Source organism: Dyadobacter fermentans DSM 18053 (assembly GCF_000023125.1).
GTDB classification, from domain to species: Bacteria; Bacteroidota; Bacteroidia; order Cytophagales; family Spirosomataceae; genus Dyadobacter; species Dyadobacter fermentans.
Genome location: NC_013037.1, coordinates 2,439,108 through 2,459,785, shown reverse-complemented (window position 1 = coordinate 2,459,785; position 20,678 = coordinate 2,439,108). Strand labels below are relative to the sequence as shown.

Here is a 20,678-nt window from a genome sequence, read left to right as displayed (position 1 = left end):
ATAGCTCAATAATGTGATACAACTTAACAACCTTTTCGCAATTCTTTGTTCTCGATTTTGCAAAAAGCTCTCCAATAGTAGTCTTAGATGAGCAAATGGCGCACAAATTTCCTCCTTCCTCCATTCCTCCCTACATTTGCCCGAATACAATCCAATTAAAAGTGCATCAGAATTACCATTTCATCAAACAACTCGCCCCGCGGCTGCATGCTGAAATTGCCGGGAAGATCTTTGTAGAAGCATTCAGCCAGCAAAAGGATGAGTTGATCATCGTTTTTGCCGAAAAAAATGCGGAAATGGAGCGCGACGAGCCGGAGCAGCAGGAAGGGCCGCATTTGCTAAAACCCTTCTTCATCAAAGCCACGCTTACCAACAGTTTCTCCTGCCTCAGTTTCCCCGAACGCTTCGACCGGGCGCGGCGGAATAGCGTAAACCTGTTCAATGATTTTGAGGGTGATGCGGTGGATTTTGTGAGAGTTTGCAAAAACGAGCGGGCTATTCAGGTGCATTTCGGGAGTGGGAGGGATTTGATTTTTAAACTATTCGGAAACCGCTCCAATTTCATCGCGCTGAATGCGGAGGGCGCGGTGACGCAGCTTTTTAACAACAAACTTTCCACCGACCGCAGCCTTACGGTGGCTTCGCTGAACCGGGACATCGATCAGTCGTGGGAGGCATTTTTGACTAATAATGGGCGTTTTGAAGCGCTTTTCCCAACATTTGGAAAGGTGGCCAACAAATACCTTTCCGAACAGCTGGCGGGAGAGGAAGATCTTGCGCGGCGCTGGGCGATTGTGCAGGCCGCTTTGCAGGAATTTGAATCCGGTGTTTTTTACATTACCAAAATAGAAAATATTCCTGCGCTGACATTGTTTGAAACCGGCGAGGTGGTGCAGGTGCTGCACGATCCCATTGAGGCGTTGAATGCATTTTACCTGGCCTACATCCGGCTGAGTGGGCTCGATAAAGAGAAGGCGGATATCGTGCGGCTGCTGCGCAAGCGCATTCAGCAGACCGATAATTATCTGGAAAATACCTTTCAAAAACTGGTAGACCTGGAAAATGCGACGAAAAACGACGAGCTGGCCAATATCATCATGGCCAACCTGCACCTGATACCCGAGCGGGCAGAGAAAGCGGAACTCTACGACTTCTACCGCGACCAGCCCATTACTATCAAGCTGAAAAAAGACCTCTCAGCGCAAAAGAATGCGGAGGGTTATTACCGGAAGGCCAAAAACGAAAAGATCGAAATCGACCGGCTGAACGACAGTCTAACAGCACGCGAAGCCGACCGAAAGCGGTTGCAGGAGCATTTGACGCACACTGAAAGCATTGAAATGCTGCGCGATTTGCGGGCTTACATCAAAACGCACAAGCTGGAACAAGGGAATGCCGGTCCGGCGATCGATGAACTTTTCAAGCGCGTGGATTTTATGGGCTACACAATCCTGATCGGGCGTAATGCGAAAAACAGTGACCTGCTGACGAAACAGGCGCATAAGGAAGACCTGTGGCTGCACGCCAAGGACGTAACGGGCTCGCATATCGTCGTGAAGAACCAGCCCGGCCGCAAATTCCCGGTGCCGGTGATCGAGCGTGCTGCGGAACTGGCGGCGTTTTACTCGAAGCGGAAGAACGACTCGCTGTGCCCGGTGATCGTGACGCCGAAGAAATTCGTGCGGAAACCGAAAGGCCTGCCGGACGGCCTCGTGCTGATCGACAAGGAGGACATTGTGATGGTTGTGGCTAAGGGTGAATAAGTTGCGCGAAATGTCCTAAAAATGAAGATTTTATTATTGATTAACCCAAAACCTCCTTTGATTAATCTTTTGCTATTGCGAACTTCGTGTGAAAATTGAGAACCGGAATTTTTAGTGCAGAATGCTCGAAAGTCGTCGATTTGTTATCATTGGTTTTTTTGCTTTAGTTGGGATAATATACTTGCTGCGACTTTTCTATCTCCAGGTGCTGGATGAAAGTTATTCCATCGAGTCGTCGAGCAATTCCATCAAGCGTGTTACCGAAATCCCATTCCGCGGTCAGATCTACGACCGCTACGGAAAGCTCATCGTATATAATACCCCCGTTTATGACCTTCTCGTGACGCCCTATAAGGTGCGCGTGGACGATACGCTGCGTTTTTGTCAGGTGCTGGGCATTCAGCGTCGCGATTTCGACAGTTTGATGACCGCCGCGAGCGCTTACAGCCGGGTGAAGCCGTCGCTGTTTTTGAGGCAGCTTTCGAAGGAAGATTTCGCGTCCATCCAGGACATTATGGTCGATTATTCGGGCTTCGAATTTGCCAAAAGCTCCCTGCGCACTTACACGGCACCTACGCTCGCGAACACGCTCGGCTACGTGAGCGAGATCACGAAAGGGCAGCTCGAAAAACAGGAGGAGCCTTATTACCGGCAGGGAGACTACATTGGTCAGAGCGGTGTCGAGCGCATTTACGAGAATGAGCTGCGGGGAAAACGCGGCACCAAGTTCGTGATGCAGAATGTGAACGGGGTGTACAAGGGCCCCTGGAAAAACGGCGAACTGGACACGATGGCCGTGGCCGGCGAAAACCTGCACACCGGGCTTGACCTGGAAGTGCAGCAATATGCAGATAGCCTGATGGTCAACAAGGTAGGCAGCGTGGTGGCGATCGAGCCTGCGACGGGGCAGATTATCTCGATGGTTTCGGCGCCCACATACGACCCGAACATTCTCGCCAGCCGCTATTTTTCGAAAAACTTCGCGGCATTGGCGCGCAATCCATATAAACCGCTGTTTAACCGGCCGGTTATGGCTAGCTACCGTCCGGGTTCGACATTTAAACTGATCCAGGCGCTTATTGGCTTACAGGAAGGTGTGATCACGCCCGGAAGCGGTTTTACGCATGCCAATTGCCCTGTGGGATGTCACAATCACCCCGCCACGAGTACAGTGGCGCTCGGTGTGGCGCATTCATGCAACCCTTATTTTTACAATGTATTCCGGCGGTTGATTTACAAAAACAATATCAAAAACACCTTCAAAGCCTCCGCTGTGGGGCTCGATGCCTGGCACGACGATATCGCCAAATTCGGGATCGGGCAGCGGCTCGGGATCGATTTGCCGAGTGAATACAAGGGGAATTTGCCCAATAAGAAGTACTACGACCGTTTTTACGGCGAATACCGCTGGAAATTCTCCAACATTTACTCGCTCAGCATCGGCGAGGGCGAGTTGCTGATCACACCGCTGAAAATGGCGAATGTGGCGGCCATCATCGCCAACCGCGGGTATTATTACACGCCGCACGTGATCCACGGTATCGGCGATAAGAAAGCCGTGAAGCCCGAATTCCTCGAAAGGCATGAAACGGGCGTGGAACCGCACAATTTCGAGCCGGTGATCGAAGGGATGATCGGGGCGGTGGAGGCGGGTACGGCCCGGCGCTCACGCGTGGAAGGCATTTCGATCGCGGGTAAAACGGGTACTTCGCAAAACAAGCGGGGGGACGACCACTCGATCTTTATCGCATTCGCGCCGGTGGACGATCCCAAAATCGCCATTGCCGTGTTCGTAGAGAATGCCGGTGCGGGTGGCTCGGCGGCGGCGCCCATTGCCAACCTTATCATCGAAAAATACCTCTCGCGCAAGGTGACCAACAAGGCGCTGGAAGAGCGGATGATGAAGCTCGACCTGATGAGCAAGGTGGTGCTGCCGACGCAGAAGAAGCCCGAGGACGCATCCAAGAAAAAAACCGAGACGGTGAAGCCGAAATCGGGCGACCCGAACGATCCTTCAAACCGACTGCCGGGAACACCGCACCCTGCTAACCCCGGAGCGATGAGGAAGCCCGTAACAGTGGCGCTCCCCAAAGACACCCAGCGCAAGGCACTTTAATCGAAATCATTAAATACAGATATTGAAATGGCTGAAAGCAAGCCGATTACCAAGAACGTCGACTGGATGGTGGTGTTGATTTACATCGCTTGTCTGGCCATTGGCTGGCTGAACATCTACGCGGCGGTGTACAATCCGGAGGCGCACACGAGCATGTTCGATCTTTCGAATAATGCAGGAAAGCAGTTGATGTGGATCGGAACGGCCGCATTGCTGATCATCTGTATCCTGGTGATCGACTATAAATTTTATGAAACGTTCTCGTTTGTGATTTATGCCGTCGTGATATTCCTGCTGGTGGTCGTGCTTTTTGCGGGGTCTAATATCAACGGATCGCGTTCGTGGATCAAACTGGGCAGTTTTTCGCTTCAACCGGCCGAATTTTCGAAACTGGCCATAAGCCTGGCTATTTCCAAATACCTGAGCGACCCGGCGATCAGTCTGACGCGTAAACTGAAAGATTACTACCCGATCATGGGGATCATCGCGCTGCCTGCATTTCTGATCCTTCTGTCGAATGAAACGGGTTCTATGCTTGTATTTGCCTCCTTTGCGATCGTCCTTTACCGCGAGGGAATGCCCGGCATTATTCCGGCCATCGGCATGATCGGCGCTGCATTGCTGATTATCACATTGCTTTTTGTAAAATGGTATATCGCCGGGGCAATCATCGTGATCGCGGGGCTGGTGATATGGCTCATGCCGGTCATGACGCGTCGCCGCGGCGGGCTTTGGGCCACGATTATCATTGCAGTCGGGATGATCGGGATCGTGTTCGGGGTGGATTTCTTTATGAATAATGTACTTCAAAAACACCAGCGCGGCCGGATTATGGTCCTTCTCGACCCCGATTCCGACCCGCGGGGCATCGGCTGGAACGTAATCCAGTCCAAGATCGCGATCGGTTCCGGCGGCGTGGCCGGCAAGGGCTTTTTACAGGGAACCCAAACCAAATTCGATTTTGTACCCGAGCAAAGCACCGACTTTATATTTTGTACGGTAGGAGAGGAGCACGGCTTCATCGGAACCGCCGTGGTAGTTTTCCTTTTTGTAGCATTGATATCCCGCCTGGTAGTGCTCGCCGAGCGACAGCGCAGCCGCTTCGCCCGCGTGTACGGCTACTGTGTGGCGGGGATAATTTTCTTCCACTTCCTGGTCAATGTCGGCATGACCATCGGTCTCATGCCCGTGATCGGCATCCCGTTACCGTTTTTCAGCTACGGAGGCTCATCGCTATGGTCATTTTCAGTACTCCTGTTCATTTTCCTAAAAATCGACGCGCAAAGGCCGTTCACGCTGTCGCGGGGGTAATTTTGAATGATTGAATGATTGAATGATTGAATGAGTGAATGAGTGAATGAGTGAATGTGTCGCCGTGGAACGGGGAATGAGTGACCGGGGGCACCGAAGCGATGATGAGTGAATATCAAAGAAGAATCGGGTGAGCCTAAATGCCGTCAGGCATGTAATATGGTAGCGAAAGTATCATACGAAAAGCCCTAAAATGCCCTTGGGCATGTAACAACCGCGCCAATGCTTTGCTGTTGCATCCCTGACGGGATTTTGAGAACGTCTTACGCTTTGGTTTCTACCAATATTACATCGCTACGCGATTTTCTAAGGATCAAAAATCCTTCTACGGCCAACGGCCTATTCGCCAGAAGCTCAGCTTCATCTCGTGCTATTCACTCAATCATTTCGCGCGCTATGGCTATTCATTTCCGTTTCCTCCTCATTCAATCATCTCTCCGGCGACGCCGTCAATTATTGTTCACTCATTCAAAATTCAAAATTCAAAATTCAAAATTCATCATTCAATCATTCAATCATTCAATCATTCAAAATTTCCCCATTCACACATTCACTCATTAAAATTTCCCCGCCGCCAAAATCAGCAACACCCAGCCAACTATCAATGCCACTCCACCGATCGGTGCCGTCGCGCCGAATTTGGTAATGCCGGTGAAGCAGATCGCGTATAGGGATCCCGAAAAAATGATTACACCGATGGCGAATGCGTTGCCTGCCCAGCCGAGCATGCGTACCGCGTCTTCGCCGGCGCGCTGCATGAGGATGCCTACGAGTACCATCGCGAGGGCGTGGTAGAACTGGTATTTTACAGCCGTTTCAAATGTTTCGGTGCGGCCCGAAGCTTCCAGCATTCCTTTTAATGCGTGTGCACCGAATGCGCCGAGCGAAACGGCGAGGGCGCCCAGGATACCGCCGGCCTGTATCATGAATTTCATATCGTGAACCTGTGTTAAGTATGGATTAAATTGTAAAGAGCGTGCCCTGCCGTTCAGTAGAATCAGGGCAAATCGCCGTGGTAAAGTTAGTCCCGGCCGCAGGCGCGACCAACTCTTTATGTCAATTTTATTAACTTGCGCGCTTTGGAAAGGCATTTCGGAATGCCGCTCATCGTGGAAAAACTCGACCAATGACGATAGAACGCTTCATTCAGCTGTGGACGCACCGCTACCATAAATACACACACATTGCCACGGCGCATTTAAAAGGCCGCCAGGCCAGGGCGCATTTCCAGGGCGTAAAACGTGGACTGAAAAAGGGGCAGGAGCTGATCGCGATCATTCGTACGGAGCATTTCGGGGATATCGTGGCCGCCGAGCCGATCTCGCGTTATGTGCGCCAGCAGCATCCCGATGCGCATATCGTATGGTTCGCGAAACCCGGCTTTGCCGAGCTGGTGAGCCATAACCCGAATGTGGATGAGGTTTTCAGGGAGATTTGCGTTACCGAACGGCGGGTTCTGCTGGAAGGCAAAGTGTTCGATAAGGTGTTTGAACTGCAATTCAGGAACAACAATCATTGTCCCAAATGCCAGGTTTTTACCGAAAATCCCGTTGCGTTAGAGCGGGATATTAATGTGTTCAACTACTTCGATTATGGGAATCTGCTGGAAGTTTTCGCGCAGACAGGCGGGCTGATTCCCCCGAAAACGGCGTTTCCGGCCGACGATCAGCCGCGATTGTATTTGCAGCCGTCGCATCAAGCGAAAGTCGACGGCCTTGATTTACCCGGAAAATACATTGTCATGCATTGCCGCTCGAATTACGAGCCCAAAGACTGGCCGGCCGATCGCTGGAACCAGCTGGTGCATTGGTTGGCGGAAAAGTATGATTACCAGCTCGTTGAAATCGGTTTGGAGAGTAATTTAAATGTAAAAACACCCGCATACCGCAACTTGTGCGGCCAGCTGAGTATCCTCGAAACGGCAGAAGTGATCCGCCGGGCGTCGTTTTTCATCGGGCTGGACAGCGGGCCTTCGCATTTGGGCAATGCCACCGGCACATTCGGCATTATATTGATGGGAGCGCTCAATAACTTCCTGAATTACAATCCGTATTCGGGCAAATATGGCCGGCAGGAGAATGCGTTGCTGGTGCGCAAGGCGGGCTTGCCGTGTGCGCAGCTCCCGTTCGAATTTGTGCAGGAACAAGTGCGATCGGTGCTCGAAAAGAGTGCCGACAATGCGCGTACAGTGCTATCGTGAGCCGAAAATGGCGCTTCCCACGCGTACCAGCGTGCTGCCTTCTTCCATCGCGATGAGGTAGTCGCCGCTCATCCCCATGGAAAGTTCGCGCATCGTTACCTGTGCGTTTTCATGGTTTTTGAACGCTTCGAAAGTGCTTTTCAGCCCGCGGAACTCACTTCTCACTGCTTCCTGGTCGTCGGTATTGGAAGCCATGCCCATCAGCCCTGCGATGCGAACATTTGCCAGCGTGGCAAGCTCCGGGGAGGTGATGAGCGCAAGGGCTTCGTCTTCCGAAAGGCCGAATTTGGTTTCCTCGCGGGCAATATAGATTTGCAGAAGGCAGTCGATAATGCGGTCGTTCTTGCGCGCTTCCTTATTGATTTCTTTAAGCAGTTTGAAACTATCCACCGAATGCACCAGGCTTACAAACGGCGCCATGTATTTGACCTTGTTGGTCTGCAAATGCCCAATCATGTGCCACTCGATGTCCTTGGGCAGTTCCTCGTATTTAGCCACCATCTCCTGCACCTTGTTTTCCCCGAAAAGCCTCGCCCCGGCCTCGTAGGCCTCCATCAGCAATGTGGTTGGCTTGGTTTTTGTAACCGCTACGAGACGTGTTTCCTTACGTAATGCTTGTTCGATCTGGGCCAGATTGTCGGCTATGGACGGCATGCGATGAGACTAAAAAATTGATAATTAGGAGGTTAATCCAAGAATTTATTGACCGAACGCTATAAATCGCGGTTGGCGTATTTCAAAATTGAAAAAAACATACTTCTTTTACCAACTAAATTCAAAATTTTACCTTCTGTATGGACTACAACCAGGAACAAAAGCAAGACAGAAAAACGCTACTATGGGCCGCATTGGCCGTTTTGCTGTTGCTTAATTTGGTGCTTGTTTACTTTATATACCACGAAAAGCAGGAAAACCTCGCCAAGGACGAGATCATTACAGCCAAGACCGAAGAGGTTCTGTCCATCAAAACGAAACTGGATTCCATCTCCACAGAATTAGACATCAAAATCGCCGAAATCCAGAAGCTGGGCGGCAGCGTGGACTCGCTGGTGGCGTTGAAAGCGCAACTTGAAAAGGATAAAAAGGAGCTGAGAAACGCAAACACTTATTCGGCGGCCAATTACAACCAGAAGATCAAGAATTACGAATTGGTGCTGTCGGAAAAAGACGGCGAAATCGCACGTTTGCGGCAAGAACTGGGCATTGCTACTTCGAAAAACGAGGAGCTGAGCCAGAAAGTGACCGGCCTGGAATCGGAGAAACAATTGCTGGCGGATTCGGTAACGACCTATTCGGTGCAAAACAGGGAGCTTGCGGAGAAAGTGACGCTGGCCTCGGCGCTGCGTGCTGAAAGTGTGAATGTAAACGCGGTTTCATCCAAAGGCAAGGAACGCGAAGGCGGCAAGTACCGCGCGAAACGCATTGACAAGCTGCGCGTGAACTTCAAGCTCGGCGAAAACGCGGTGGCGAAACAGAACGAGAAGGATATTTACCTGCGTATACTCGATCCGGACGGTGCGGTGCTGTCGGATATGGCCACGGGCTCGGGATCATTTGTTTACAATGGCAAAGAGCTGATTTACAGTTCGAAGCAAACGGTAAGTTTCACCAATACAGGCCAGTCGGTGGATATTTTCTACGGCCGCGGCGGCATTCCGATGAAAGACGGCAAGTACTCGATCGAGCTGTATGCCGAGGGTTTCAAGATCGGTGAAGGTGATTTCACGGTGAAATAACCTGCGGCAAGTTTCGGTTAAGAGATAAAAGGGCTTGGAATTTTAAATTTCAAGCCCTATTTTTGCACCCTCATTTTGATCATTGTGTCAGAATGAGGTTTTTAATTTATCATACAATAACCAATTACCGTATGTCTAAGCAATATGAAACGGTGTTCATTCTAACTCCCATTTTGTCTGAGGCCCAGGCAAAGGACGCCGTTGAAAAATTCACGACAATCATCACCTCAAACGGTGCGCAGATTGTACATGAAGAAAACTGGGGATTGCGTAAGCTGGCCTACCCCATCCAAAAGAAAAACTCAGGTTTCTATCACGTAGTAGAATATACTGCGAACGAAGGAAACGTGGTGGATGTTTTGGAAACCGAATTCCGTCGTGACGAGCGCGTTTTGCGTTTTATGACTATCGCCCTGGATAAGCATTCAATTGCTTACAACGAGAAAAAACGTAAGGGTCTGGTAGGCAAGAAGAAAGAAGAAGCAACTGAGTCAAAAACCGAAAACGCATAAGCTATGTCACTCGTAAACGAGCCGGTTGAAAAAAACATTAACCGCAAAAAATACTGCCGTTTCAAAAAAGCAGGCATCAAATACATCGATTACAAGAACCCGGATTTCCTCCTGAAACTTGTAAACGAGCAAGGTAAAATCCTTCCGCGCCGCCTTACCGGTACCAGCCTGAAATATCAGCGCAAAGTATCACAGGCCATCAAAAGAGCGCGTCACCTGGCCCTGTTGCCGTTTGTTGCTGACCAATTGAAATAATACAGTAAAGAGCTATCATAATGGAAATCATACTTTTAACGGATATTGCTGGGGTAGGTTACAAGAACGATATCGTGACTGTGAAAGCAGGTTACGGTCGTAACTACCTCATCCCGCAAGGTTTTGCGTTGCTCGCCAACGAGTCTAACCGCAAAATCGTTGCTGAAAACGTGCGTCAGGCAGCGCACAAAGCTGAAAAGCTGAAAAAGGACGCAGAAGATATCGCAACGGCGATCGGCGACCTGACTATCGATATCAAAACTGTGGTAGGTGAAAGCGGTCGTATCTTCGGACGTGTAACCAACACGCAAGTGGCTGACAGCCTGAAAGCAAAAGGCTTCGATATCGACCGCAAGAAAATCACTGTGGACGACGTAAAATCAATCGGTACTTACTCCGCGTTGATCGACCTTCACAAAGAAGTGAAACACAAAGTTACCCTGAATGTAGTTGCAGCGGAAGACTAGTCGTTTCCCATAAACACAAAAAAAGGCAACCTTTCGGGTTGCCTTTTTTTGTGCTTATGGGAAACGCTTTAGGCTATAAGCTTTAAGCTATATGCTCATTGTACGTACCCAGTTACACCCCGTTGCTTACAGCATACAGCTTACAGCTTACAGCATACAGCTTACAGCATACAGCTTACAGCATACAGCATACAGCATACAGCTTATAGCTTATAGCTTACAGCTATTTCAACCCCGGAATCCGCAACACCTGCCCCGGATAAATCAGGTCGGGGTCTTTCAGCATGGGTTTGTTTGCCTCGAAAATGATGGGGTATTTCATCATGTCGCCGTAGACGGTCTGGGCGATTTTGGAAAGTGTGTCGCCTTTCACAACGGTGTGATAGGTTGCTTCCGGTTCGGGAGTGGCTACTTTCAGGCGGTTGTCCACCACTTCCACGCCTTCCACATTGCCGACGGCCAATGCTATTTTTTCGGCGTCTTCCTGTTTGGCCACCTCGCCGTCGAGGGTAACGGTGTCGCCCGATGTTCTTACGGTGAGGTTGTTATAAGCAAGCCCGAGTGACTTCACGTGCGCGAGCAGCGCGCTGGCGCGCAATGGTTCCGCTTCCGGGGTGGGGGCAGCCGCAGGGGTATCCTTGCCGAAAACTTTTTCTCCGACACCTTTGATAAAAGAAATTAAGCCCATGTTTTTCTGGTTTTGATTAATGAACAGATTTGACTTGGTACAAAAAAGGTAACGGTAATGTTAACTTTCTTGCTGGTAAGATGCAATTGTTGTACCAAAATAGCCAGCGCATATTGATTTGATAATATGGGTTTTTACGATTGCAACTTTGTACTTTTGCACCTGGTCCCACTACGCTGAATCTGCTTTAAGTACCAATGAACCGCACCACATCACTTGCCAGGTTACAAAATGAAATGTTCGATATCGTCATCATCGGAGCAGGTGCCAGCGGGGCCGGGTGTGCCCTGGATGCGGTTCTGAGGGGATATAAGGTGGCGTTGATCGACAAAAAGGACTTTGCTTCGGAAACTTCCTCCCGCTCCACCAAGCTCATTCACGGGGGCGTCCGCTACCTCGAACAGGCATTCAAGAAACTCGATTTCGCACAGCTCAAACAGGTTCGGCACGGATTGGAAGAACGGCACATTGTGTTGAAAAATGCGCCGCACCTCGCCCGGCCGCTCGCATTGATGACGCCCGTCAGTTCGTGGTTCGAAGGTTTGTATTTTAAAATAGGACTGTCGCTGTACGACACGTTCGCTACCAACGACACACTCCCGAAAAGCAAGTGGCTCAATAAGAAAGAAGTACTGGAAAAAATTCCGACGCTCGACCGCCAAAAGCTGCACAGCGGTGTGCTTTACTATGACGGACAGCTGGATGATGCCCGCTACTGCCTCGCATTGGCACAATCGGCCTCGGAGAATGGTGCTGCGGTAGCGAATTATGTGCAGGTCACCGGTTTTGGTAAAGACGAAAACGGTAAACTCAATGCCGTGAACGCGACGGACGCACTCAACGGCGACGCGCTGACCATCCGCGCGAAACTGGTGATCAACTGCACCGGCCCGTTTTCAGACCACGTCAGGCTGATGGCCAATGCCGCGTTGAGTGAGCGCCTGCGGCCCAGCAAAGGCGTCCATTTATCATTGCCCTACAGTACATTAAACAGCGAATACGCGATGCTGATCCCGAAAACCTCGGACGGCCGCGTCGTGTTTGCGATACCGTTCGAAGGTGCGACGATGATCGGCACCACTGATACCGAATGCGATGAGATTGCCCGCGAGCCGACGCTCAACCACAAGGAACGCGAATACCTCGCCGCTACATTGAATCCTTACCTGGCCAAACCCATCGACCCGGCGCAGATCAGGGCGGGCTTCGGCGGATTGCGGCCGCTGCTGGCGACCGATCCGACGAAATCGACCAAGAGCCTCGTGCGTGACCATGAGGTGGAAATCGATGAACAATCGGGGCTTATCAGTTTGCTGGGCGGCAAATGGACAACCTACCGCCTCATGGCAAAAGATACCCTCGACGAGGCCGATAAAGTGCTGGGCCAAAGCCGTGAATGCAAGACAGCCGACTACATTCTGGCCGGCGGTGAAAACTATGGCGCGGGCAGCTGGCAGGACCTGAATGCGCAATTTGGACTGGCCGCGGACATTGCCCGGCACCTGGTGTCGAAATACGGCTCGCGTGCGCACCAGGTGGCGTCGCTTGTGCAGGAGGATGCGCAGCTCGCCGAAAGACTCAGCCCGGCTTATCCCTATATTCGTGCGGAGGTGGTATTTACCGTCCGGAATGAGATGGTGGTGACCCCCCGCGACTTCCTCGCCCGCCGCATCCGCCTCGAAATTACCGACTGGGACGAAACCTTAAACTCCCTGCCCGTTGTTGCTGATCTGATGGCGCACGAACTGGGTTGGACCGAAGCGGAAAAGACAAGGTATGCCGACGCGTACGCCAGCGAAATCGGGCAGTTCATGGCCGACGCCCGATAATCACAACCACCGAGGAGTTATTTTCACGAATGTATATTACCGATTCAGCCTGCATATCGCCCCAGCGTACTTTTGACGATGCTTTTTTCGAAGGCGACATCAAGGTGCATGAGGGCGACAGGTACATTGCCGTCGAGCCCGCTTACGGTCAGCTCATTCCCGCCGGATTGCTCCGCAGAATGGGCAAGGCGGTGCGTATGGGCGTGGGAGCAGGGCTTCCATTGATCCAGCATGCCGACATTGAGGGCATTATCCTCGGTACCGCAAACGGCGGCCTGGAAGATTGCCTGAAATTCCTCAATCAGATCGTCGACTACAACGAGGGCACGCTCACGCCGACCAACTTTGTGCAAAGCACGCCCAATGCGGTGGCAGGTAACCTCGCGCTCATGAGCAAAACGACCGGCTACAACACCACGCACGTTCACAAGGGCCTGGCATTCGAAGCTGCATTGCTGGATACGATGCTATTGTTGGAGGAAAAGCGCGGCAAGTCGTTCCTGGTAGGAAGTATTGAAGAGATTTCGGATTATAACCATAATATAGACCTGCTGGCAGGCTCATTCAAAACCGGCAATTTTACATCCGAAAACCTGTTCACGCTCGATTCGCCCGGCTCGGCGAACGGTGAGGGCGCAGCAATGTTCGTTGTCGCTGCGGAACGGACGGATGGTGCGCAGGCACAAATCCTGGATGTTTTTCAAGGTAATAACCTGGCTGAAAACGAGCTTGCGCCTGCTGCAACCGCTTTTTTGCAGCGAAACCATCTGATGCCGGCGGATGTAGATGCGATCATCCTGGGAATCAGCGGCGATAACCGCAGCGACCATTGGTATTTCAACCTCCAAAACACGCTGTTCGAAGGTAGTAACTGCTATACTTATAAAAATATGGTCGGCGATTACCCCACCGCCTCCGCATTTGCGACCTGGATGGGCGCGCAGGCGATTGCAGGCAAGCGTGTGCCGGAGGTGTGCGTGTGGGCGCAAAAAAATACCCGTACTCCGAAGCATATCCTGATTTACAATCATTACAAAGCTTCGCAGCACGGGTTTATATTACTGGGCGCCTGACTAGCTCAGGTCGGTTTCCTCCGCCTTTTCCTTCATTTTGATCACCTTCGCGAGTGTGGGCAGGATGGTGTCGTGCTTTTTGACGAACGGGTTGCTCTGATCCCAAACGTAGCCAGCTAATACCGAGCAGATTTGCCGCTTAATGTCCTCGTCGATGTGTTTGGCAAAAACTATGGTCTGAAAGTCGCCTGAATACCAGCCGGTAACGTAGCTTCTAAACACATTAATACCCTGCTGGATTACTTCTTCGTAATCCTTTTTCCAATTCACCGCTTCACCTTGTAAATGCTTGTGGGTCATTTTGGCGGAAAGCAGGCCCGAGGCCGTGGCGAATGTCACGCCCGATGAGAAAATAGGGTCGAGAAACTCGGTGCTGTTGCCCGAAAGCACGAAACCTTCGCCCGACATTTGCGTTACGCCGATTGAATACCCGAGGATCGCCCGCGGCTCGAATTTGAAATCAGACTCTTTGAACCGGCCGTTCAGGTCGGCGAAATTGCGGATGAACTCCTTGTATTGTTCGCCATTGTTTTCGGCCAGCGCTTCGATCTTTTCCCTGTCGCCCACAATACCCACGGACGTGGAGCCGTCGGAGAATGGGATTGCCCAGATCCACGATTTGTTATTGTCGAACGAATGCACAAAAATGTTGTTGCTGGCCTCTTCCGAACGGTTTTTGTCTTCCAAATGCGAGAAAACCGCCCCGCGCGGCGTGAATGCGGAAGCTTTGCTCAGGTTGAAAAGCCGGGGCAGAACGCGGCCATAACCGCTCGAATCGATGATAAATTTCGCTTCAATGCGATGCGCATTGCCTTCGGCATCCTTGTAATCCACAATCTGTTTCTCCGGGCCACATTCCACCGCGGTCACTTCGCATTCAAAATTCACATCCACGCCTTTTTCACGCGTTGCTTCCGCCAGTTTGCTGTCAAAGTCGGCGCGCTTCACCTGCCAGGTCCATGTCCAGCCTTTGGTAAACTGATCTTCAAAAAAGAACTCGCACCGCTTCTCGCCACGCATGAATGCCGCACCTGTTTTTTTCTGAAAATTCAATGGCTCGATGGCCTCCCGCAGCCCGGCTTCCGTTAAATGTTCCATACAACACGGCAAAAGGCTTTCACCGATCTGGAAACGCGGGAATTTTTCTTTTTCCAGGATCGTGACGTCGTAGCCCTGCTTTTTCAGGTAAGAAGCAGCGACAGTTCCGGCAGGGCCGGCTCCGATAACCAGCACATCGACAGTTTGCATAATCAGGCGTTTTTTACTTTTTGAATGAGTTTTTCTTTATCTAAAAATGAGAAGCACGTGACAAAAGCGCTGACGGTCACCCCTAATATCCCGTGCAGGGAAATATTCTGGCCCGTCAGGTGCAGGTTCGGGATTTTGGTGCGCGTGTTGATCCGCGTTTTCATGGGCGATGTCGAATCTTTGACGATGCCGTACATCGTGCCGTTTCCGTTACCGATGTAATCCCGGAAGGTCAGCGGCGATGCGCTGTGCACCGATTTGATTTTCGCCGAAATGCCGGGAAATACCGTCTCAATCCGGGCCAGCACCAGCGCTTCCTTATCTTTTTTGAACTGCGCGTAAGCCGCATCCCGCGCCCCGGGCTCGGCCACCGTACTGAATGTATCGGCCCAGGCTGCCGTTTCCGATGCATCCATGTAACACATGATCGACATCGAATCGGCGTATTCGCCTTTCTTGGAGATCGAAGGCGTGCAAATGAAATAGGTCTGCGGCCAGGTAGCCTGGTCGTACGATACACCTTCCCAAACGTTGTCGATATGGTGCTGGTAAATGTTGTAATTCAGGTATTCGAAGGTGTTGTCTTTGAAGGAAATATGCACCAGGAAGGTCGAAACACTGTTTTCCAGCGCCTGCACTCTGGCGCGGTACACACTCAGGAACCGTTCCGGGCCGAAAACGTCGATCGTGACCGACGGGTGGATATTGGAGATAAATTCCCTTCCGCGGAAAGTCTCGCCATTCTCGCACACCACTTCGGTAATGTGCCCCTTTTCGTTGTAATGCGCGCCGGTTACCTTTTTATGCTTGTAAATCTCCCCGCCGTGCTGCCTTACCGCACGGCTGAGCTGGATCGCGATCTGCGAGCCGCCGTCCACGAATTTGTAGGCACCGTTGAGGTAGCTTTTGAGAATGAGCGCGTGCACGTAAAACGGCGTTTTCTCCTTCACACCCGCATACAATAAGTTGTTTCCCGCGAGCACATTCCGCAAACGGATGTTGTCGGTGAGGGATGCAATGTAATCGTAGGCGTTCAGGGTGAGGATGCTCTCGTCGTTCAGGTAGTTGTCGCCTGCCGTTTCCAGGTTGTAAAGCGGGAATTTCGCACAGGTATCCGTCACTTTTTGGCAGTAGGCCCGGATAGCGGCTGCTTCATCGGGGAAATAGGAGATCAGTTTTTGCTCAAAATGCTCCATTCCCTGCGCGTAGGCATATTCGGAGCCGTCCTCGAAGCGGATCACATCGAACCGGTCGTCGTCGAGCCGTTTGAGTTTCAGTTTATCGAGAATGCCGAAATATTTGAAAAACTGGTAGAGATTCTCGCCCTCGTCGAGGCCGCCTACATAATGTACGCCGGTGTCGTAAATCGTCTTGTCGCGGCTGTAAACCTGCAAATGTCCGCCGATCTGATGGTTTTTTTCGAGTACCACCACACTATAACCTTCCTTTGCCAGGATGTTGGCACAAGCCAGACCGCCCAGTCCGCTCCCAACAATCACAAAATCATATTCCTTTTGCACAGCGGAAGTTTGCATTTATATGGTGAATGAAAAAATCCTAGTTAGTAATCGGCGAGGTAGGAGGGAACGCGGGTTTGCGCAACACGAAAAGCACATTGGAAGTATTGCTGGAATGCTCCTGCATTTCGTAACCAAAGCCGTGCCTCGTCGCGTAATCGCGGATGTCCTGCGATGCGAAGAAGTGGAATTCGTCGGTCTTCCGGTTGAATGCAAACAGGCCTGTCGACAATGCTTCGGTCTTTTGTGTGTTCTGATGTTTCGTGGTCAGGTCGGTGATGCCGTCGCGGATAAACAGGATCCCGCCCGGCGCCAAGGCTGCGGCACAACGTTCGAGCAAAATAACTTGTTTTTCCCTGGATAAATAATGCAGCACATCATTTAAAAACAGGACGTCCTGCGAACCGAGGTCTGCCGCCATAATGTCCTGGTAAACAAACCGCAGGTTGGCCGTTTTGTTATAGCTGTTTTCGGCGATTTCGATTTTTTCCTCGTCGTAGTCGATGCCCGTGATCACGCGCTCCTCGTTTTTGTAATGTAGGAAAAACGACAGGTAGCCGTACCCGCAACCGACGTCCAGAATGCGCTTCCTGTCGCCGATCAGCTCATTATAGTAGGTAAAGTTCTTGCTTTCAAGCCGCCATTTTACTTTGAAATACCATTCCAGCACTGGCCCTTTGAACACGTAATTGGTGAAGATTTTATGTTTCAAATAGGCCGTGTCCTCCATTTCGTTTTTAAATGCGGCAAACTCCTGCTTATAGAATGCGGCAATGGCCTTCGTTTTGTCGCGCAGCGTGGGGCCCCAGCACTCGTCCGCATAGCTGATACGCGGCAGTACGCGCACGTTGAGCGCGCCCGGGCGAATGAGGAAGTCATTTTTGGGCAGTACGTCGTGCGCGCCGTGGAGCAATATCGGCTGAATGTCTAGGCCGAGCTGCTCGGCGAGGTAAAATGCGCCTTTGTGGAACCGCGCAATGTTGCCGTCCTCCGAGCGCGTGCCCTCCGGGAAAATGAGCACCGAGTAGCCGTCGGCCACCAGGGCTTTCACCTTTTCGATATTCTCCTCAGGGCCGTCCTCGCTGTACACATAGCCGGCAAAACGGATAATAGGGCCAAAGAACGGCGATTTATACACCCAGCCTTTTACCATCAGCACGATTTTGGGGTGCAGCATGATCGCCAGCAGGATGTCCAGGAAAGACGTGTGGTTGGCGATGAAAATCACCGGCCGGTTCATATCCAGGTTTTCGAGCCCCGAAAAGTTCTTTTTCACATGCGGGCCCGAATAAATCACGGTTTTGGCGTAAAAAGAAAGCGAGTTGTTGATCGCCGCCCGCTTCTTTTTCCGCGTCATCGGGAGCAGCAAAATCGTGACGAGCTTGGAATGCAGGAACAGACAGCCCGAGAGGAAGTAATTGAAGCTCGAAATGCTGATCAGGAAAGGCAGCATCGTCACCGGCGCTTTCTTTTGGGCAATGCGTTTCTGGACAAAAAAATCGAAGAATACCGGCTGGAAAACAAACGAAATGAACAGGATACATACAATCCCGAGCACGCTGATGAGCGAAATCGAGTGAATGGCCGGATGTTCGGCGAAGATGAGCACGCCGGTGCCGATCAATGTGGTGGTCGCCGATAATGCAATGGCGGCCTGGTAGGAGCGCAATGTGTCTTTGCCGGACTTGTATTTACTCAATAACCCGTCGGTAACAAAAATGCTGAAATCGTCGCCCAACCCGAAAATGAAGGTCGTCACGATCACATTCACAAAGTTGAATTTGATGCCGAGAATGGCCGCTATGCCCAAAATCCAGATCCAGCTGATCACCATCGGCAGGAACGACAGCAGCGTGAGCTCGATGCGGCCGTACACGATCAGTAATGTAAAGAATACAATGGCCGCCGAAATGAATAATAAGTAGTTGAAATCATCCTTGACCATCGTGAGCAGCTCGCCCGCCAGCTCACCGCGATCGAAGAGTTCGACGCCCGGAATGGCCCTCAGTTCCTTTTTGACGTCGTTCAGTTTTTCCTGATTCACGACCACAGTCGAAATGAACGTCGTGCCCGACGCTTTCACATCGATCAGGTTATCGACGCCCAGTTCCGTAAAAAGTGTATCGAGCGAGATGTTGGAAGTGCTCCTGCCGGCAATCCAACCTTTGAAATCATTGAATGCGTAGGCGTTGAAGCCGTGCTGCGCCGCCGACTGGTTGAGCACGCGGAATGTGGAATCGGTGCGGCCCGGCGTCCAGAAATCCTGCCAGCGCCGCATCCGCTCGCGTTTGAGGTCCTGCGGGATCAGCAGGGAGCCGGATGACACGAAGCTGACAATGCGGCCCTCGCTGTGTAATGCCGTCAGTTTTCGATATGCATCGTGATTGACCTGCTCCGCCACGGCCCGGCGCGGGTTGGATGCGAATACGTAAATGCGCTTTTGTTTCCGGGGATTGATGCCCGTAAGTGCTTCCTCGCGGCCGCTCAGTTCCGGGTCCTGAATGCTGAGGTTTTCGAAACCGGCGTCGAACTCGGTGCCGCCTGAAAAGTAAAGGAATATGCCCGTCAGCACGGCAATGCCCGCCAATGTGGCGCCGCGCCATTGGTCGGGAATTGTGGGAATGCGGAACCAGCTCTGTTCGCCGGGAATCTTTTGAATGTCGAAACGCGTGGAGGAGAGGATGACCGGCAATGCGGTGAGCGTAAACAGCGCCGCACCGAACAATGCGAGCGAGGAGAACAGGCCAAAGTCCTGTAACACGGTGGAATTGGCGAAATGCAACGCGCTGAACGCCATCACCGTGGTGAAACTGCCGGTGAGCAGCGGTCCGCTTACTTCCTTAATTGCAACGGGAATGGAATGCGTGTGCCTGAGGTGTGTGAAAAAGTGGAATGCGTAATCGAGCAGAATGCCGAAGATCACCGCGCCGGTGGCCAGCGAGATGCCCGAGATCTCCGGCCGGACATAACCCACAATGCCCAGCGCGAACAACGCCCCGAAAACGCCCGGCAATGTAATGTAAATAGGTATGAGCAGCTTCCGGTAATAGGCGATGAGCAGCGCCAGAATGCCCGCCAATGCCAGAAACGACGTAAAATACGAATCCTGCTTCACCTGAATGGCATTCCGCGCCGCAATTTCGAATGTGCCGAAATAAGAGAACTTGTTATACCGGTGCTGGCGGTTCCATTTGGTTTTGAATGCCTCCATGAGCTCGAAAAGCTCCACGTTTTTTTCGGAACTGCCGGAATCGAAGCTGGTGGAGGCGAAAATGAGGACGCTCTTGCGGTCGGCGGTGAACATGATGCCGTCGTCCATTACCATGGCGCCGGTGTTGTTGGCGGCGTTCAGTTCTTTGAAATACCGGCCGGTCACGCCGAGCGGGTCGTTGAGTACAAATTGTTTCAGAAACGAGCCGCCGGGGGTGAGGAGCTGGTTATAGGTGGAAGCCACCGACGCGCGGATCGAGTCGGGGACGATGCGGGATTGAATATGGGTGTAATAAGAAGGCTCGATGAGCAGCGGAAAGTGGCTGTATACATATTGATAGACATCTTCCTGCACATTCGGGCGCTCGGCCTGGATGTTGCGTACATAGCCGTTGGTGTAGCGGCCCAGCGAGTCGGTGAAGTTTTCGGCGATCTCTCGCGCGGCATCGGTGTCCGTCTCGGCGGGGATTTCGAGGGAGAAAACGATTTGGTTGATAATGTTTTTACTTTCCACCAACCGATTGAACTCTTCGAAGCTTTTACCCTTCGGTAGCGTCGCGAAAATACTTTCGGTTACTTTTAGCCGCGCAATCCCGGCCAGGAGGATACCGACAATGGCGAGCAGACTAAGGAAAAACGCGGCTTTGTGATTGGAAAGGAATTTGTTTAGCCTTAATAGTAAATCTCCTAGCATTGACAGCGTAACGTGAATGTCCGGCAAAATTAATGAATTGTATCACTCCGGCAACTTCC

16 protein-coding genes are annotated in these 20,678 nt (G+C 51.6%); 10 read left to right on the top strand and 6 right to left on the bottom strand.

Translation table 11 applies throughout. From position 1 onward, the window contains the following. The first annotated feature begins 95 nt into the window (after positions 1-95). The 3 genes from DFER_RS09920 (at position 96) to rodA (ending at position 5,190) form a co-directional block, all read left to right on the top strand. On the top strand, positions 96-1,763 hold the full coding sequence (locus DFER_RS09920; RefSeq protein WP_229206225.1) for an NFACT RNA binding domain-containing protein: 1,668 nt from the start codon (positions 96-98) through the stop codon (positions 1,761-1,763). A 121-nt stretch (positions 1,764-1,884) separates the two neighbouring features. Then, on the top strand, positions 1,885-3,879 hold the full coding sequence (mrdA, locus tag DFER_RS09915) for a penicillin-binding protein 2 (RefSeq protein ID WP_015811490.1): 1,995 nt from the start codon (positions 1,885-1,887) through the stop codon (positions 3,877-3,879). Positions 3,880-3,906: 27 nt separating this feature from the next. After that, positions 3,907-5,190 (top strand): rod shape-determining protein RodA, encoded by a 1,284-nt coding sequence (rodA, locus tag DFER_RS09910; protein WP_015811489.1) that lies wholly within the window; start codon positions 3,907-3,909, stop codon positions 5,188-5,190. A gap of 557 nt (positions 5,191-5,747) precedes the next feature. On the opposite strand, the gene DFER_RS09905 is transcribed toward rodA, so the two are convergent. Next, positions 5,748-6,125 (bottom strand): DUF423 domain-containing protein, encoded by a 378-nt coding sequence (locus DFER_RS09905; protein ID WP_015811488.1) that lies wholly within the window; start codon positions 6,123-6,125, stop codon positions 5,748-5,750. Between the two features lie 191 nt (positions 6,126-6,316). Here DFER_RS09905 and DFER_RS09900 point away from each other — a divergent pair, with 191 nt between their 5' ends. Further along, entirely contained in the window at positions 6,317-7,390 is a 1,074-nt protein-coding gene (locus DFER_RS09900; RefSeq protein WP_015811487.1) for an ADP-heptose--LPS heptosyltransferase, read from the top strand. Here DFER_RS09900 and DFER_RS09895 read toward each other — a convergent pair. After that, positions 7,382-8,044, bottom strand: a complete 663-nt coding sequence (locus tag DFER_RS09895) for a YggS family pyridoxal phosphate-dependent enzyme (RefSeq protein ID WP_015811486.1) — start codon at positions 8,042-8,044, stop codon at positions 7,382-7,384. The two genes, DFER_RS09900 and DFER_RS09895, sit on opposite strands and share 9 nt — an antisense overlap. Positions 8,045-8,184: 140 nt before the next feature. Between DFER_RS09895 and DFER_RS09890 the strand changes: the two genes are divergently transcribed. From DFER_RS09890 to rplI, 4 genes are all read left to right on the top strand, one after another. After that, complete coding sequence (locus DFER_RS09890) at positions 8,185-9,126, top strand: DUF8428 domain-containing protein (protein WP_015811485.1); 942 nt, start codon at positions 8,185-8,187, stop codon at positions 9,124-9,126. Between the two features lie 131 nt (positions 9,127-9,257). Next, complete coding sequence (rpsF, locus tag DFER_RS09885) at positions 9,258-9,638, top strand: 30S ribosomal protein S6 (RefSeq protein ID WP_015811484.1); 381 nt, start codon at positions 9,258-9,260, stop codon at positions 9,636-9,638. Positions 9,639-9,641: 3 nt separating this feature from the next. Further along, entirely contained in the window at positions 9,642-9,893 is a 252-nt protein-coding gene (gene rpsR / locus DFER_RS09880; RefSeq protein WP_015811483.1) for a 30S ribosomal protein S18, read from the top strand. A gap of 20 nt (positions 9,894-9,913) precedes the next feature. Beyond that, entirely contained in the window at positions 9,914-10,360 is a 447-nt protein-coding gene (gene rplI, locus DFER_RS09875; RefSeq protein WP_015811482.1) for a 50S ribosomal protein L9, read from the top strand. Positions 10,361-10,583: 223 nt separating this feature from the next. On the opposite strand, the gene lysM is transcribed toward rplI, so the two are convergent. Continuing rightward, positions 10,584-11,048, bottom strand: a complete 465-nt coding sequence (gene lysM / locus DFER_RS09870; RefSeq protein ID WP_015811481.1) for a peptidoglycan-binding protein LysM — start codon at positions 11,046-11,048, stop codon at positions 10,584-10,586. A gap of 197 nt (positions 11,049-11,245) precedes the next feature. Here lysM and DFER_RS09865 point away from each other — a divergent pair, with 197 nt between their 5' ends. Both DFER_RS09865 and DFER_RS09860 read left to right on the top strand, forming a co-directional pair. Beyond that, complete coding sequence (locus tag DFER_RS09865) at positions 11,246-12,877, top strand: glycerol-3-phosphate dehydrogenase/oxidase (RefSeq protein ID WP_015811480.1); 1,632 nt, start codon at positions 11,246-11,248, stop codon at positions 12,875-12,877. Between the two features lie 29 nt (positions 12,878-12,906). Continuing rightward, positions 12,907-13,950, top strand: a complete 1,044-nt coding sequence (locus DFER_RS09860) for a beta-ketoacyl synthase chain length factor (RefSeq protein WP_015811479.1) — start codon at positions 12,907-12,909, stop codon at positions 13,948-13,950. Here DFER_RS09860 and DFER_RS09855 read toward each other — a convergent pair whose 3' ends face one another. The 3 genes from DFER_RS09855 to DFER_RS09845 are packed head-to-tail and all read right to left on the bottom strand — an operon-like array spanning position 13,951 to position 20,619. Beyond that, on the bottom strand, positions 13,951-15,198 hold the full coding sequence (locus DFER_RS09855; protein ID WP_015811478.1) for an NAD(P)/FAD-dependent oxidoreductase: 1,248 nt from the start codon (positions 15,196-15,198) through the stop codon (positions 13,951-13,953). It abuts the gene before it with no gap. A 2-nt stretch (positions 15,199-15,200) separates the two neighbouring features. After that, the gene (locus tag DFER_RS09850; protein WP_015811477.1) at positions 15,201-16,733 is read right to left on the bottom strand and encodes a phytoene desaturase family protein; all 1,533 of its coding nucleotides are present in this window, start codon (positions 16,731-16,733) and stop codon (positions 15,201-15,203) included. Between the two features lie 22 nt (positions 16,734-16,755). Further along, a complete protein-coding gene (locus tag DFER_RS09845; protein WP_015811476.1) occupies positions 16,756-20,619 on the bottom strand; it encodes a trifunctional MMPL family transporter/lysophospholipid acyltransferase/class I SAM-dependent methyltransferase in 3,864 nt (1,287 codons plus the stop codon). Positions 20,620-20,678 lie beyond the last annotated feature (59 nt).